The sequence below is a fragment of the Mycolicibacterium sp. TUM20985 genome (genome assembly GCF_030295745.1).
Lineage (GTDB): Bacteria > Actinomycetota > Actinomycetes > Mycobacteriales > Mycobacteriaceae > Mycobacterium.
The window spans coordinates 2976485-2992188 of the sequence record NZ_AP027291.1; the positions used below are offsets into that span (position 1 = coordinate 2976485).

Below are 15704 nucleotides of genomic sequence, written 5' to 3' on the forward strand. Positions count from 1 at the left end.
ATGGGCCGTTGGGACACTCTTGGCCCACTGGCTCCAACCACCACAATCTGCAAGATGCGGAAACCCGCTCCGACCGTGGTCAGAGCGGGTTTTCACGGTCGGGCTGACAGGATTCGAACCTGCGACCCCTTGACCCCCAGTCAAGTGCGCTACCAAGCTGCGCCACAGCCCGCGACCGCTGCCGGGATCGCCGGCAGCGGTCGAAATGCTACCGCAGCGACCACCGGCAATCCCAACTGCGTCAGCTTCGACCTCGGCGATGCCGGGTAAGAAGGAGACGTGAGTCCGACGACGCGCGACGACACCCCCCTGTGGCTCTTCGCCGACCAACTCGGGCCCGCGATGTACGGCGGCGAGCACGCCCACCGCGAGGTGCTGCTCGTCGAGGCCACCTCCGCCCTTCGGAAGCGTCGCTATCACCGCCAGAAGTTGCATCTAGTCCTCTCGGCGCTGCGCCACGCCGACCAGGATCTCGGTGATCGCACCACCTTGCTCCAGGCCGACACCTACACCGACGCCCTCGAGCGATTTGGGCGACCGGTCCTGGTGCACCAGCCCACGTCGTTCGCCGCGGAGAGATTCGTCAACCGGCTGCAGGAGCAAGGTCTCGTCGCCGACGTCCTGCCGACACCCATGTTTGCGTTGCCACGCAAGGACTTCGAACACTGGGCCGGCAATCGCCAACGGTTCAGGATGGAGGACTTCTACCGCGACCAGCGCCGACGCTTCAACGTGCTGATGGACGGTAGCGAACCCGTCGGCAACCGGTGGAACTACGACGAGGACAACCGCGAGCCGCCGCCCAAGAAGCAGAAGACGCTCGGCCTGCCCAAGCCCTACCAACCCCGCGAGGACGAGATCGACGCGCAGGTGCGCCGCGACCTCGACGGGATGGACCTCGACACCGTCGGCGTCGACGGCCCGCGCCTGTTCGCCGTCACCCCCGACGAGGCCCAGCGCGCACTCAAGAGGTTCGTCGAGCAGCGGCTGCCGGATTTCGGCCGCTACGAGGACGCCATCATGGGTGAGGACTGGGCGATGTCGCACTCGTTGCTGTCGGTGCCCCTCAACCTCGGCGTCCTGCATCCACTCGACGCGGTCGAGGCCGCCGAACAGGCCTACCGCCGCGAGGAAGCGCCGCTGGCCGCCGTCGAGGGATTCATCCGCCAGATCCTCGGCTGGCGTGAGTACATGTGGCACCTGTACTGGCACTTCGGGCCGGAGTACACCGATAACAACGCCCTCGGTGCCACCACCGAACTGCCGCAGTGGTGGACTGATCTCGACGCCGACGCCGTCACCGCCGAGTGTCTACGGCACGCGCTGATGGGGGTCCGCGACCGCGGCTGGAGCCATCACATCCAGCGCCTCATGGTGCTCGGCAACCATGCGCTCCAGCGTGGTTACAAACCCGACGACCTGACCGAATGGTTCGCCACGGCCTACGTCGACGGGTTCCGCTGGGTGATGCCGACCAACGTCATCGGCATGAGCCAGCATGCCGACGGCGGCCGGCTCGCCACCAAGCCATACGCGTCCGGCGGCGCGTACATCAACAAGATGAGCGACCACTGCGGCGACTGCGCCTACGACCCGAAGAAGCGCCTCGGTGACGACGCCTGCCCGTTCACCGCCGGCTACTGGAACTTCGTCCACCACAACCGCGACATGCTGGCCAAGAACAATCGGACCCAACGGGTCGTCGCCAACATGGACCGGCTCACGGATCTCGACGCCGTTCTCGAGCAAGAAGCAGACCGCCAACAGTTCTGACCGTCAAACCTAGGAGTGACCCATGACCGACGACCTCGCCATCACCGACGTTCCCTTCACCCACGACCCCTGGGCGGCGGCCCGCGACCGATACGACGCGATGCCCTACCGACGCGTGGGCACCTCCGGCCTGCTGCTTCCGGCCATCTCGCTGGGCCTTTGGTACAACTTCGGCGACAACCGGCCCTTCGACGTGATCCGCGAGGTGCTCCGCCACGCGTTCGACCGCGGCATCACCCACTTCGATCTCGCCAACAACTACGGTCCGCCGTACGGATCCGCCGAGGAGAACTTCGGCCGGATGATGCGCCGCGACTTCAAGCCGTACCGCAACGAGATGATCATCTCCACCAAGGCCGGCTGGGACATGTGGCCTGGGCCGTACGGTCAGCTCGGCGGCCGTGCCTACCTGCTCGCGAGCCTCGACGAGTCGCTCGACCGCATGGGGCTCGACTACGTCGACGTCTTCTACTCCCACCGCATCGATCCGGTCACTCCACTCGAGGAGACCATCGGCGCCCTCGACACGGCCGTGCGCGCGGGAAAGACACGCTACGTGGGCATTTCGTCGTACTCGCCCGCCAAGACGGCGGAGGCATCGGCTATCGCGGAGCGCCTCGGCACGCCGCTGGTCATCCACCAGCCCTCCTACTCGTTGCTCAACCGGTGGATCGAGGGCGGGCTCACCACCGAGCTCACCAAGGCCGGCATGGGTGCGATCGCCTTCACCGCATTGGGCCAGGGCCTGCTGACCGACCGCTACCTTCAGCGGGCCGCGGCCGACGTCGACCGCGCCACGGCGCGACCCACCTTCGACGACGACCTCGTGACCGACGAGGTTCTCGACCAACTGCGGGGACTCGCCGGCATCGCCAAGCAACGCGGCCAGTCCTTGGCGCAGCTCGCGCTGGCCTGGGTGCTGCGTGACCCCGCGGTGGCGTCGACCCTCATCGGCGCGTCCAGCGTCGAGCAGCTCGACGAGAACCTCGGCGCCCTCGACAACCTGGACTTCACGGCCGACGAGCTCTCCGAAATCGATAAGTACGCCTCGGATTCGGGGATCGACCTGTGGCGTGAGAGCTCGGACGTCTAGACGGCCAGCAGGCGGTAGAGGCCGATCAGACCGACGACGACGATCACCACCCGCAGGGCGTTCGGGGAGAGCCGACGCCCGTAGTGGGCGCCCAGGAACCCGCCGAGCAGCGACCCCACGGCGATCAGACCCGCGGCCAGCCAACTGATCCGGTCGAACGCCACCAGCGTGTACGCGGCCGCGGCGACCACGTTCACCAGCAGAGACAGCAGGTTCTTCGCCGCGTTCATGCGCTGCATCGACTCCGGCAGCAGCGCGCCCATCACCCCGATCAGCAGAATGCCTTGCGCCGCAGTGAAATAGCCGCCGTAGATCCCGACCGCGAACGTGCCGAGCACCACTAGGACCATCCGCTTGGTCGACACGGGCTCGGCCTCGTCCGCCGATCTGCCCCGCGCCCAGGCCTGGATCCGCGGCCCGAACACCACCAGCAGCAGGGCACCGATCAACAGCACCGGCACCACGGAGATGAAGACCTTCTCGGGCAGGTGCAGCAGCAGCCACGCCCCGACCAGCGCGCCCAGCAGGGAGGCCGGGATCTGCCACTTCAGCCGGTCCCATTGCCCCGTGAGTTCCCGCCGATAGCCCCAGGTGCCCGAGATGCCGCCGGCCACTAGGCCCACCGCATTGGACATGGTCGCGGTCACCGGCGGCAAGCCGAGCGCGACCAGGGTCGGGAACGTGATCAGGGTGCCGGAGCCGACGATCGCGTTGATCGCACCAGCCCCCACACCCGCCAACGCGATCAGGATCATCTGGGCGACGGACATCGCTGACAACCCTATCGGGCGGCGAACTGCCCGCCGTCAGCGCGCGTCGGTCACCGGTTGTGGGTCAGGCACTTCGTCCGGCACGAACGTGGGCGCCTTCGACAGCTTCCAGGCGAGGTACCCGAACGCCGCCCACGCCACGACTATGGCCGCGAAGATCAGCGTGCCCCATGGGGATTCGATCTTGAAGTACGTCACCAGCTTCTGCGCATTCGTCAGCACGATGACGCCACCCACCGCCGCGCCCAGCATCGCCGGGCTGACCCGGCTCACCAGCCACGCGGCGAACGGCGCGGCGATCACGCCACCGGCCGCGAGGCCCAGCACGATGGGCAAGTTGTCGAAGAACTCCGCGCGCAGCCCGACGAGGAACCCCAGGGACGCCGACACCGCGACCAGGAACTCCGATGCGCTCACCGAGCCGATGACCGTCCGCGGCGCCGTCTTGCCTCGCGACAGCAGGGTGCTGGTCGTGACCGGGCCCCAGCCACCGCCTCCGGAGGCATCGATGAAGCCGCCGAACAGGCCCAGTGGCACCAGGAACTTCGCGCCGTGCTTGGTCGTGCCGACCTCGATCGAGGGCGGTGTCTTGAGCGAGAAGCGCAGCAGCACGTAGACGCCGATCGCCAAGAGGATCGCCGCCATCACCGGCGCCGCGTCCTCGGTCGACAGCGACGACAGCAACGTGGCGCCGAGGAACGCTCCGATCGCTCCCGGCACGCCGAGCCGAAGGACCAGCCCCCAGTCGATGTTCTTGAACTTCCAGTGGGAGAGGCCCGACGCGAACGTGGTGCCCACCTCGGCGAGATGCACGGCGGCGCTGGCCTGAGCGGACGCCACACCGCTGAGGACCAGCAGTGTGGAGGCCGTGACGCCGAACGCCATGCCGAGGGCGCCGTCGACCAGCTGGGCGCCCACGCCGACGAGGGTGAAGATGATGAGCGAACGCACGAGGTTCGTTACTTTCGATGAAACGGCGAGTGCGCCGACGGGTCAATGGACGCGAATCAGGTTCGCGTACAACACCATTCATCGAAGGCCATGAAACGGCGCGACGGCCAGAACGGCTCGAGCGCGCAGACCCGGGAGGGTGCGGTGCGCAAGGCGCGTTCGGCCATCATCATTCGAGCTTACCCACGGTCGAAACTCAACGCTTCTTCGGAGCTCCCCGCTTCTCGCGCACCCGGACGTTGATCTTGATGGGGCTGCCCTCGAACCCGAACTTCTCCCGCAGCTTGCGCTCGAGGAACCGTCGGTAACCCGCCTCCAAAAAGCCCGAGGTGAAGAGCACGAAGGTCGGCGGCCGCGCCGTCGCCTGGGTGGCGAAGAGGATCTTGGGTTGCTTGCCGCCACGCACCGGCGGTGGGGTCGCAGCGACGATCTCCTTCAGGAACGTGTTGAGCTGACCCGTCGTGATCCGCTTGTCCCAGGACGCCAGCGCACTCTCCAGCGCGGGCACCAGCTTCTGCACCGCACGGCCCGTCTTGGCCGAGATGTTCACCCGTTGCGCCCACTGCACCTGCTCCAGCGACAGGTCGATCTCGCGGTCCAGCAGGAAGCGCCGGTCCTCGTCCATCAGATCCCACTTGTTGAACGCCAACACCAGCGCGCGGCCCGCCTCGATCACCATCGTCAGCACCCGCTGGTCCTGCTCGGTCAGCGGCTGTGACGAGTCGATGAGGACGACGACCACCTCGGCCGCGTCGATCGCGCCATGGGTGCGCACCGAGGCGTAGAACTCGTGGCCGCTGGCCTGGCCGACCTTGCGCCGAAGACCCGCGGTGTCGACGAAGCGCCACAGCTTTCCGTCCAGTTCGATCAGAGAGTCGACGGGGTCCACCGTCGTCCCGGCCACGTCGTGCACCACCGACCGCTCCTCGTCGGCGAGCCGGTTGATCAGCGAGCTCTTCCCGACGTTGGGCTTGCCGACGAGCGCCACGCGCCGCGGCCCGCCCGTGGTCGAGCCCATCTCGGACACTTCGGGAAGCGACTCGAGCACCGCGTCCAGGAGGTCGGCGACGCCGCGCCCGTGCATGGCACTGACCGAATGCGGCTGCCCCAACCCCAGCGACCACAACAACGCCGCCTCGGACTCCATCTTCTCGTTGTCGACCTTGTTGGCCGCCAGGAAGACGGGCTTGCCGGCACGTTGCAGACGTTTGGCCGCCGCTTCGTCGGCGCTGGTCGCGCCGGTGACCGCGTCGACCACCAGGATGATCGCGTCGGCGGTGCGCATCGCGACGGTCGCCTGCTCGGCCACCAGCTGCTGCAGCCCCTTCGCGTCGGGCTCCCACCCGCCGGTGTCCTGCACCATGAACCGACGGCCGAGCCAGCTGGCGTCGTAGGAGACCCGGTCGCGGGTGACCCCGGGAATGTCTTGCACGACGGCTTCTCGGCGGCCCAGGATCCGGTTCACCAGAGTCGACTTGCCGACGTTGGGCCGTCCCACCACCGCGACGACCGGTGGCGGCGCGTACTCCGCCTCCAGATCGCCGATTTCGATCCCCTCGGGCGGCAGTTCCCAGTCGCCTTCGTCGACCCAGGTGCCATCCGAGTCGGGCACGCCTTCGATCTCGCTCATCGGGAGGCTCCCGCCCGTTGTGTCACGAGGTCGAGAAGGTATGCCACGACCTCGGATTCGGACATGTCGCTGCTGTCCACGACGACCGCGTCGTCTGCGGCCCGCAGCGGTGACACGGCGCGCGTGGAATCCAGATGGTCGCGGCGCTTCACGTCGGCCAGCACGGCGTCGTAGTCACCGGCGAGCCCCGAGGCGACGTTCTGGTCGTCGCGCCGCCGCGCCCGCTCCTCCGCCGACGCCGTCAGGAAGACCTTGACGTCGGCGTCGGGGAGTACGACGGTGCCGATGTCGCGGCCCTCGACGACGACGGGCACGGAACCGTCGGCGAGTTCACGCTGCCGGTCCACCAACCGGGTACGCACCATGGGCACCGCGGAGACCGCAGACACCGCCTTGGTCACCGCATCACCACGGATTTCAGCGGAGACGTCCTCTCCCCCAAGGAAGTAGAGATCCTCGTCTGGATCGAAGCCCACTGCCAGGTCGACCCGTGACGCGAGTGCGGCGATGGCCGCGACATCCTCGAGGTCCACGCCCGCACGCAGTACCGCCAGCGTCACGATCCGGTACATCGCGCCGGTGTTGAGATAGCGCGCACTCAGTGCCCGCGCCAAACCCCGTGACACCGAAGACTTCCCGGTGCCTGCCGGCCCGTCGACCGCAATCATCAGGGGCCGATCCGATGGGCCGCTCACATTCCCACCGCCTTGTACAGTTCGCCGACCTCTTTGCTGGTCAGGACTCGGATGCTGCCGGGTTTCTGTTCGCCGAGGGACACCGTGCCGATGTCGGTCCGCACCAGATCGGTCACCGGGAAGCCGACCGCGGCCAGCATCCGCCGCACGATCCGCTTGCGTCCCTCGTGCAGGGTGACCGTCACCAGCGACTTGCCCGGGATGGCGTCGACCATGGCGAAGTCGTCGACGTGAATGGGACCGTCGTCCAACTCGATGCCTGCCTTCAGCTTCTTGCCGAGCCCACGTGGCACCGAGCCGATGACCGTCGCGAGATAGGTCTTGGGCACTTCGTAGGAGGGATGCATGAGGCGGTGTGCCAGCTCGCCGTCGTTGGTGAGGATCAGCAGGCCCTCGGTGTCGGCGTCGAGGCGCCCGACGTGGAAGAGCTTCTTGTTGCCCCGAACCCGGTACTCGACCAGGTCGCCGACGCACGGCCTGCCCTGATCGTCGGACATCGTCGAGTGCATGCCGCGCTCTTTGTTGATCGCCAGGTACACCATGGTGTCGTCGAACCGGACCTTGACGCCGTCGACGCGGATCTCCGACGTCTCGGGATCCACGCGCGTGCCCATCTCGGTGACGATGTGCCCATCGACCTCGATCCGGCCGTCCCGGATCATCCGTTCGGCGACGCGGCGCGACGCCACTCCCGCCTGCGACAGCACCTTCTGCAGTCGGGTGCCTTCTTCATCGTCGGCCATGTCAGTCCTTGTCCACGTCGAAGGCCAGCGGTTGGTTGTTCGGCACGATGCCGAGTTTCACGAAGCGCGGCTCGTCACCGAGAGATTCGGTGATGTCGTCGATGTTGTCTATGTCGGGTAGAAGCGGTGCGATGTCGGGCAGATCGGTCAGCGACGACAACCCCAACCGTTCCAGGAAGAGCTCGGTCGTCGCGAATGTCGTTGCACCGGTATCGGAGTCGACACCCGACTCGATGATCAGACCGCGGGCCAGCAGCGTGCGCATCACCGCGTCGCAGTTGACGCCACGCACGGCACTCACCCGCACCCGGCTCACCGGCTGCCGGTAGGCCACGACGGCCAGGGTCTCCAACGCCGCCCGGGTCAGCTTGGAGCGGGTGCCGTCGAGCAGCAGTCGCTCGACGTACGGCGCGTAGCGCGCCCTGGTGTACATCCGCCACCCGCCACCCGCCTCGCGGAGGTCGATACCGCCCTCGCGGGCAGTCAAGTCGTCGGCCATCAGCCGCAGTTTGGCGGCCACCCGATACGCGGGCTGGTCCACCGCCGCCGCGAGTGCATCGACCGGCACCGGCGTGTCCACCACCAGCAGCAGGCTCTCCAGCACCGCACCCAGTTCGGCGTCGTCCATCTCGGGTTGCAGTGCGACGTCGATACCGAGATCGGAATCCACGGCTACCCCCAGATCGAGGGCAGGCGCGGGTTCGGGATGCTCGTCAGTCATTGCGTGTTTCTCACTCTTCCACCGCCGTGGCCAGGTACTCGTCGGTCGGGCGATCCCCGGTCCACGAAACCTGCAGCACACCAAGCGGTTCTGGCTGGTCAAATGCTACCGCGTGGGCACGGAACAATTCGAGCAGCGCCATGAAGCGGCCGACGATCTCGATCGTCGCCCCGCAGTCGGCGACCAGGTCCGAGAACGACGCCCACGCCCCGATCCCGCGCTCCTCGAGCATGCTCAGCAATCGCCGCGCCTGCTCGGGGACCGACACGCCTTGGACGTGCAAATGGTCGGTGCCGACGGTCGGGACCGGCCGCGGCGTGAATGCCGCCGCCGCGATCTGGGCGAAGCTATCGGCGTCGACACCCAGCATGACCTCGGGTAACAGGTCGGCGAACTGGTCCTCGAGCGACACCGCCCGCGGATAGCTGCGCAAGGCGGCGGCCTCGAGTTCGGCGAACATCACGGCGACGTGCTTGAACGCGCGGTACTGCAGCAGCCGAGCGAACAGCAGATCGCGAACCTCGAGCAGGGCGAGGTCCTCCTCGTCGTGCACCTCGCCCGCGGGCAGCAATCGGGCCGCCTTGAGGTCCAGGAGGGTGGCGGCAATCACGAGGAATGCGGTGGTCTCGTCGAGCTCCAGCTGCGGGCCGATGTGCTTGGTGTAGGCGATGAAGTCGTCGGTCACCTGGTGCAGTGCGACCTCGGTCACGTCCATCCGATGCGCGAAGATCAGCTGTAGCAGCAGGTCGAAGGGGCCTTCGAAGTTGCTGAGCCGAACCTGGAATCCCGCCTGCGGTGACGCTTCCCGTGCCGGCGAACTCACGCGCCGAACCGGTCGATGACCTCACGCGCCAGCGCCCGATATGCCACCGCGCCACCGGATTTCGGTGCCCACGTCGTGATCGGTTCACCGGCCACGCTGGTCTCGGGGAAGCGCACGGTGCGGGTGATGACGGTGTCGAACACCAAGTCGCCGAACTGTTCGAGCACCCTGGCCATCACCTCTCGCGAGTTGACGGTGCGTGGGTCGAACCGGGTGATCAGGATGCCGCCGATGTCCAGCTTCGGGTTGAGCCGGTCCTTCACCTTGGCGACCGTGTCGGTCAGCAGGGCCAGGCCACGAAGCGAGAAGTACTCGCACTCGGTCGGGATGATGACACTGTCTGCGCAGGCCAGCCCGTTGACGGTGAGCAGGCCGAGGGACGGCTGGCAGTCGATCAGGACGTAGTCGTACCGGTCCAGTACCGGATGTAGCGACCGGGACAGGGAGTGCTCGCGGCCGACCTCGTTGACCAGCTGGATCTCCGCCGCCGACAGGTCGATGTTGCTCGGCACGAGGTCCATGCCCTTGACGCGGGTCTTGATCAGTACGTCGTCGATCGACACCCGTGGCTCGATCAGCAGGTTGTGCACGGTGTGGTCCAGCTCGTAGTGCGGGACGCCGAGCCCGGCGGACAGCGCACCCTGGGGGTCGAGGTCGACGAGCAATACCCGTCGCCCGTACTCGGCGAGGCTGGCTCCCAGATTGATGGTCGACGTGGTCTTGCCGACGCCGCCCTTCTGGTTGCACATCGCGATGACCTTGGCCGGGCCGTGCACGCTCTTCGGTTTGGGTTCCGGGACTAGCCGGGGTGGACGACCCGTGTGCCCCGCCGCGTCTGAGATTCCAGAGCCGTCGGTGGTACCAGCGTCGTCGGTCACGCGGGACCGCCGCCGGTCAGACAACCTACGGGCTTGGCGAACATCGCTTGGAGTTTAACGGGATGAGAACGCCGTGGACGCCAGACCCGCGAGGCGGAGGTCGAGAACAATCTAGAAGAGCTTGTTCTTCTTCGGTCGACTGGCCTCCGCGATCGCCCGGGCGATGCGGGCCGCCATCCGCTCCGCCTGCGTGGACGTGTAGCCGATCAGCGACGGCCTCGACCACAGCCCGAGGAACCACAGCCCGGGTTCGGCGGCGACGTCACCACCAAACCAGGGCATACCTGCGTCGGTCAGCACCCCGAGGTGGCCCACCAGGGGCTCCAGCCCGCAACGGTAGCCCGTCGCGGCGATCACCACGTCGGCGTCCAGGCGGGTGCGGTCGGTCAGCACGGCCAAGCCGTCGTCGAACGAGGTCAGCGCCTCGACGACCTCGATGGAGCGGTCCCGGATCGCGTCGATCACCTCGTCGTCGACCAGCGAGGGCGCCACCTGCAACCGATGGGCCCGGGTGAACGGACCCTCCTCGGGGATCGGCAGGCCGAACTCGCTCAGGTCGCCGAACGCCGACAACCGGGCGCGCCGCGAGATTGCGTCCGCCAGCCGCGGCGGCAAATGGAACAACGGCCGTGAGACGACGTCGTTCGACCGGCCGGCGGGCCCATTGCGCGGCATCACGTTGGGCGGGGTGCGGACCGACAGCCACACCTTGGCGGCTCCCCCGGTCGCGAGGTCGTGGGCGATCTCCATGCCCGATGAGCCCGCGCCGACGACCACCACCCGCTGGCCGGCGAACGGCGTCGGGTTCCGGTACGCCGAGGAATGCAGCACCTCACCGGTGAACGACGCCGCGCCGGGCCAGTCCGGCAGGAAGGGCGTGTGGGCGTAACCGGTCGCGACCACGACGTGCGCGGCGCCGATGATGCCGTCCGGGGTGACGACGCCCCACCCGCTGGGCTTGCGCCGCACCACCCGTTCGACGGCTGTGCCGAGCCGGAGCTCGATACCCCGCTCACCGCAGTGTTCCTCGAGGTGGGCAACGACGTGGTCGCGTGTCGGGAATAGCGGAGTTCCCGTGGGATACGGGCGTTTTGGCAGATGTGAGTACTGGCGTCCGGTATTGAGGCGTAGCCGGTCATACCGGGACCGCCACGACGCTCCGACCCGTTCGGCTCGATCCACCACCACCGACTTGACCGAGAGGTCACCGAGGCACAGAGCAGCCGCCAGACCCGCCGTGCCCGCACCGATGACGACCACGTCGTTCTCCGGTGCGTTCATCGTCACCGCGCCCGCGGATGCGCGCCGGCCCACACCTCTCGCAGCGCCGACACCGTCACCAGCGTGTAGATCTGGGTGGTGGTCACCGAGGCGTGGCCCAGCAGTTCCTGCACGACGCGGACGTCGGCGCCACCTTCGAGCAGATGCGTCGCGAACGAGTGCCGCAGCGTGTGCGGTGACACCGACGCCGAGATGCCGGCTCGTTCGGCGGAGTCCTGCAGTACCTGCCAGGCGCTCTGCCGGGACAGTCGGCCGCCACGGGCGTTGAGGAAGATGGCGGGCGTGCTCTTGCCGCGCAGGGCAAGATCCGGACGGCCGCGGACGAAGTAGGCATCGAGGGCGCTGACCGCGGGTCTGCCGATCGGCACCAGCCGCTGCTTGCCGCCCTTGCCGCGGAGCAGAACCGACCGGGACTGGGTGTCGACGTCATCGACGTCGAGGCCCACCGCCTCGGAGATCCGCGCGCCGGTCGAGTACAGCACCTCCAGCAGCGCACGGTTCCGCAGGGTCAGCGGGCCGTCGGTCTCGCTGTCACCGCCCGCACCCTCCAGGAGCGCGACCACCTCGTCGAGGCTGATGCTCTTCGGGAGGCGACGGGTCGGCGTGGGCGGCTTGACCGCACGGGCCACGTCGAGTGTGGTCAACCCCTCGGCCTCGGCGAAGCGGTGAAATCCGCGCACCGCGATCAGGGCGCGGGCCGCCGACACCGCCGACAGCGGCACACTGCCCTGATCCTCGTCACCCAGTCGCAGCGCCACGAGGAAGTCGCTGACGTCGTCCTCGACGACCTTGTCCACGTCGTCGATGCCGCGCGCCGAGAGGTGTGCGGCGTACCGGCGCAGGTCCCGGCGATACGAGCTGAGGGTGTTGGCGGCCACGCCGCGTTCGATCGTCAGGTGGTCCAGGTACCCCTGAAGTTGGTCGTCGAGTAGCCGGACCGCGATGGTCACCCGGCGGTCTTCCTGGCGGCGAAGCGGGTGGGCTTGTCGGGCCATGGCGCATCGACCGGGCGGAGCTCGCGCACGTCGCGGTCGATGGTTTGGGCAGCCAGAATGCCAGCCACGGCAAGGGAATTCACGATCTCACCGCGAAGTACCATCTCGACGGCGTCGGCGAGCGGGAACCATTCGAGTCTCAGGTCCGCCTCTTCGTCGTGCGCGTCGGGCCTGCCGACGTCGGTGATGCCGGTCGCCAGGTAGATGCGCACGCACTCGTCGCTGAATCCGGCCGCCGAGATGACGTCGACCAGGACACCCCAGTCGCTCGCCTCGAGGCCGGCTTCCTCCTCGAGTTCCCGGGCGGCGCTGAGATGCGGCGCCTCACCGTTCACGTCGAGGAGCCCCGCGGGCAGCTCCCACAGCCGGTGACCCACCGGGTGGCGGTACTGGTACACCATGGCGACGTTGTTGCTCTCGTCGAGCGCCACGACCCCCACGGCACCGTAGTGCTCCACCACCTCGCGGCGGGCGGTCCGGTCACCCGGCATGCGTACTTCGTCGGCGCGCAGCGCGAAGATCTTCCCGACGTAGATCGTCTCGCTGTCGACCGTGACGAAGTCGTGGTCAGCCACGGCGTACGGGCTCGGGCAGCTCGGCGCCATTGGCCCGTTGGGTGGCGAGCTCGACGGGCAGGCGTTCGGCAGCCTTGTAGTCCAGGGCCGCCCCGACGAAGGCCACGAACAGCGGATGCGGTCGCGTCGGTCGGCTCTTCAGTTCGGGGTGGGCCTGCGTCCCGACGATGAACGGGTGCACGGCGCGATCGTATTCGACGAACTCCACCAGATGGCCGTCCGGCGAGGTACCCGAGAATCGCAGCCCGCTCTCCGCGATGCGGTCGCGGTAGGAGTTGTTGACCTCGTAGCGGTGGCGATGCCGCTCGGACACCCTGGTCGCCTGGTAGGCCTCGGCCACCAGTGAACCCTCTTGCAGGACAGCGGGATACGCGCCGAGACGCATGGTCCCGCCCAGATCGGCCTCGCCGGCCACGATGTCCTGCTGGTCGGCCATCGTCGAGATCACCGGGTTGAGGGTGTCGGGTTCGAACTCCGCGGAGTTGGCGTCCTCGATGCCCACCGAGCGGGCCGCCTCGATGACGATGCACTGCAGACCCAGGCACAGCCCGAGCACCGGAATGCCGTGCTTGCGGGCGAATTTGATGGCTCCGAGCTTGCCCTCGATGCCACGGATGCCGAACCCGCCCGGGATCAGCACCCCGTGCACGTCGTTCAGTGCCAACGCCGCGCTGGGATCGGTCTCGCAGTCGTCGGAGGCCACCCAGCGGATCTCGACCTTGGCGTGGTGACGGAAACCGCCGGCCCTCAGCGCCTCGGCCACCGAGAGATACGCGTCCGACAGGTCGATGTACTTGCCCACCAATGCGATCCGCACGGTCTCCTGCGGTTCGTGCACGCGGCGCAGCAGGTCGTCCCACTCGGTCCAGTCGACGTCGCGGAACGGCAGGTTCAGGCGCCGCACCACGTAGGCGTCGAGCTCCTCGCGGTGCAGCACCTTTGGGATGTCGTAGATCGACGGCGCGTCCGGGGTGGAGATGACGCCGTCGATGTCGACGTCGCACATCAGCGCGATCTTGTTCTTCAGCGGCTCGGGCACGTCACGGTCACAGCGCAAGATCAGTGCATCCGGACTGATGCCGATGCTGCGCAGGGCCGCTACCGAGTGCTGCGTGGGCTTGGTCTTGAGTTCACCGGACGGTGCCAGGTAGGGCACCAGCGACACGTGCAGGAAGAACACGTTGTCCCGGCCCACCTCGTGGCGGACCTGACGGGCGGCCTCGAGGAACGGCAGCGATTCGATGTCGCCGACGGTGCCGCCGATCTCGGTGATGACGACGTCGGGCCGGTGACCGTGTTCGTCGGGGTCGGACATCGCCAGGATGCGGCGCTTGATCTCATCGGTGATGTGCGGGATCACCTGCACGGTGTCACCGAGGTACTCGCCGCGACGCTCCTTGGCGATCACCGTCGAATACACCTGCCCGGTGGTCACATTCGCCGATCCCGACAGATTGCGGTCGAGGAAGCGCTCGTAGTGGCCGACGTCGAGGTCGGTCTCCGCGCCGTCCTCGGTGACGAAGACCTCGCCGTGCTGGAACGGGTTCATGGTGCCCGGATCCACGTTGAGGTACGGGTCGAGCTTCTGCATCGTGACCTGGAGGCCGCGGGCAGTGAGAAGCTGGCCGAGGCTACTGGCGGTGAGACCCTTGCCGAGTGAGGACGCGACACCACCACTGACGAAGAGATGCCTGGTCGTCGTCTGCGGGTGCCTGCGTAGCGGCTTCGATTGGCCTGGCAAGAGCGACCTCCGTGGCGAATGGCTGGGGGCCTGCCGACCCACGGAAATTCACCCTAACACCGACACCGACAAGTCGTCGCTGACGCGCCGGTCTACTGGGCGACGGTGACCGACGCGGCGCCACGGCCGATGCCGTACTGCCCGGGGCGACCACCATCGGTCATCTCCTGCAGTGCCAGCACCGCGGTGATGCGACCGGACGGACTGTCGACGTCGTCGACGGTGCTCACCGCATCGGCGAGGCCGGCGTCCGACCGGACCACCGCAACGGCACCCGTCCCGGTGGCCGAGCCGTCACGCCCCGCGATGAGCGTGCCGGCGCCGTGCGGTGCCAGACCCGCCGCGAATCGTGCGACGGTCGCACCCTGGTTGCCCGCGTCGTCGGCCAAGCCGCCGCCGGTGACCACGAGCGCCGTATCCGCCGCGCCGATCCGTTCCGTGCCGTAGGTGAGGAAGCCGGTGTCGCGCAGGGCCGTCAGCACCGCGTCGCGCTGGGGGTCGTCGACGGCCGGGGCGGCCGGGTCCCTGCCGGTCAACATCGCGATGCCGAGCAGGTCACCCGCCTGCGAACCCTGGTCGACCGACGTGGTGCTCAGCTGTCGACCGGCCGGCACGATCGGCGAATTCACCACGGACAGCAGCTTTTCCGAGGAGTTGGCGTCGACGAATTCCTGTGTCAGGGCGATGGTGCCCGTCACCGCGCCGCCGGCGTCACCGATCAGCCGTGACATCGCGTCGACGTCGTCGTCGGCGGCATCCGGGGTGCGGAACATCACCACCGACTTGCCCTTCAACGCGTCGCGCAGGATGCGCGGTGACATCTGCGCATCGAACTCGCCTGCCGCCCCGAGCTTCTCGTTGAGGACGTTCTTCTCGTCGGTCAGCCCGTTGATCTGATTCTGCATCTGGGTCTTGTCGTCCTTGAGACCCGCGAGGAGCGTGTTGGACAACAGACCGGACCCCAGGGCCACGCCGATCGCCAGCGCCAGGAAGACGGCGGCCAGCGAGATGGCATGCGAGCGTAGGGAAATCACG

The 15704-nt window shown here is 67.8% G+C and carries 15 protein-coding genes and 1 tRNA gene; 2 read left to right on the forward strand and 14 right to left on the reverse strand.

Annotation, left to right across the window (positions count from 1 at the left end; all coding sequences use genetic code 11):
• Positions 1-98: 98 nt before the first annotated feature.
• Positions 99-172: transfer RNA gene (locus QUE68_RS14655), tRNA-Pro, on the reverse strand.
• A gap of 170 nt (positions 173-342) precedes the next feature.
• Between QUE68_RS14655 and QUE68_RS14660 the strand changes: the two genes are divergently transcribed.
• Together QUE68_RS14660 and QUE68_RS14665 are read left to right on the forward strand one after the other, a co-directional pair.
• Positions 343-1773 (forward strand): cryptochrome/photolyase family protein, encoded by a 1431-nt coding sequence (locus tag QUE68_RS14660; RefSeq protein ID WP_286275827.1) that lies wholly within the window; start codon positions 343-345, stop codon positions 1771-1773.
• A 22-nt stretch (positions 1774-1795) separates the two neighbouring features.
• Positions 1796-2866 (forward strand): aldo/keto reductase, encoded by a 1071-nt coding sequence (locus QUE68_RS14665; RefSeq protein WP_284226763.1) that lies wholly within the window; start codon positions 1796-1798, stop codon positions 2864-2866.
• Here the strand turns inward: QUE68_RS14665 and QUE68_RS14670 are convergent.
• The 13 genes from QUE68_RS14670 to QUE68_RS14730 all read right to left on the reverse strand — a co-directional run bounded on the left by QUE68_RS14670 (position 2863) and on the right by QUE68_RS14730 (position 15703).
• Positions 2863-3636, reverse strand: a complete 774-nt coding sequence (locus QUE68_RS14670) for a sulfite exporter TauE/SafE family protein (protein ID WP_284226764.1) — start codon at positions 3634-3636, stop codon at positions 2863-2865. The two genes, QUE68_RS14665 and QUE68_RS14670, sit on opposite strands and share 4 nt — an antisense overlap.
• A 36-nt stretch (positions 3637-3672) precedes the next feature.
• Complete coding sequence (locus QUE68_RS14675; RefSeq protein WP_284226765.1) at positions 3673-4587, reverse strand: sulfite exporter TauE/SafE family protein; 915 nt, start codon at positions 4585-4587, stop codon at positions 3673-3675.
• 196 nt (positions 4588-4783) lie between these two features.
• Complete coding sequence (der, locus tag QUE68_RS14680; RefSeq protein ID WP_284226766.1) at positions 4784-6217, reverse strand: ribosome biogenesis GTPase Der; 1434 nt, start codon at positions 6215-6217, stop codon at positions 4784-4786.
• Positions 6214-6885, reverse strand: coding sequence for a (d)CMP kinase (gene cmk / locus QUE68_RS14685; protein WP_284230937.1), 672 nt, complete (start codon positions 6883-6885; stop codon positions 6214-6216). The genes der and cmk overlap by 4 nt, the downstream gene beginning before the upstream one ends.
• Positions 6886-6908: 23 nt before the next feature.
• Entirely contained in the window at positions 6909-7655 is a 747-nt protein-coding gene (locus tag QUE68_RS14690; protein ID WP_284226767.1) for a pseudouridine synthase, read from the reverse strand.
• Position 7656: 1 nt separating this feature from the next.
• A complete protein-coding gene (gene scpB / locus QUE68_RS14695; protein WP_284226768.1) occupies positions 7657-8376 on the reverse strand; it encodes an SMC-Scp complex subunit ScpB in 720 nt (239 codons plus the stop codon).
• 10 nt (positions 8377-8386) lie between these two features.
• Positions 8387-9199, reverse strand: a complete 813-nt coding sequence (locus tag QUE68_RS14700) for a segregation/condensation protein A (RefSeq protein WP_284226769.1) — start codon at positions 9197-9199, stop codon at positions 8387-8389.
• Positions 9196-10077 carry a ParA family protein gene (locus tag QUE68_RS14705; RefSeq protein ID WP_284226770.1) on the reverse strand — a complete coding sequence of 294 codons (882 nt, stop codon included), beginning with the start codon at positions 10075-10077 and terminating at the stop codon, positions 9196-9198. The genes QUE68_RS14700 and QUE68_RS14705 overlap by 4 nt, the downstream gene beginning before the upstream one ends.
• A 111-nt stretch (positions 10078-10188) precedes the next feature.
• Entirely contained in the window at positions 10189-11358 is a 1170-nt protein-coding gene (locus tag QUE68_RS14710) for a flavin-containing monooxygenase (RefSeq protein ID WP_286275709.1), read from the reverse strand.
• Positions 11359-11360: 2 nt separating this feature from the next.
• Positions 11361-12308, reverse strand: coding sequence for a site-specific tyrosine recombinase XerD (gene xerD / locus QUE68_RS14715; RefSeq protein WP_284226773.1), 948 nt, complete (start codon positions 12306-12308; stop codon positions 11361-11363).
• Positions 12305-12928: an NUDIX domain-containing protein gene (locus QUE68_RS14720; RefSeq protein ID WP_286275710.1), complete on the reverse strand. Its 624-nt coding sequence runs from the start codon at positions 12926-12928 to the stop codon at positions 12305-12307. The genes xerD and QUE68_RS14720 overlap by 4 nt, the downstream gene beginning before the upstream one ends.
• Positions 12921-14669 (reverse strand): CTP synthase, encoded by a 1749-nt coding sequence (locus tag QUE68_RS14725; RefSeq protein WP_284226775.1) that lies wholly within the window; start codon positions 14667-14669, stop codon positions 12921-12923. Before QUE68_RS14725 ends, QUE68_RS14720 begins: the two co-directional genes overlap by 8 nt.
• A 92-nt stretch (positions 14670-14761) precedes the next feature.
• Entirely contained in the window at positions 14762-15703 is a 942-nt protein-coding gene (locus QUE68_RS14730; RefSeq protein WP_286275711.1) for a copper transporter, read from the reverse strand.
• Between the last annotated feature and the right edge of the window lies 1 nt (position 15704).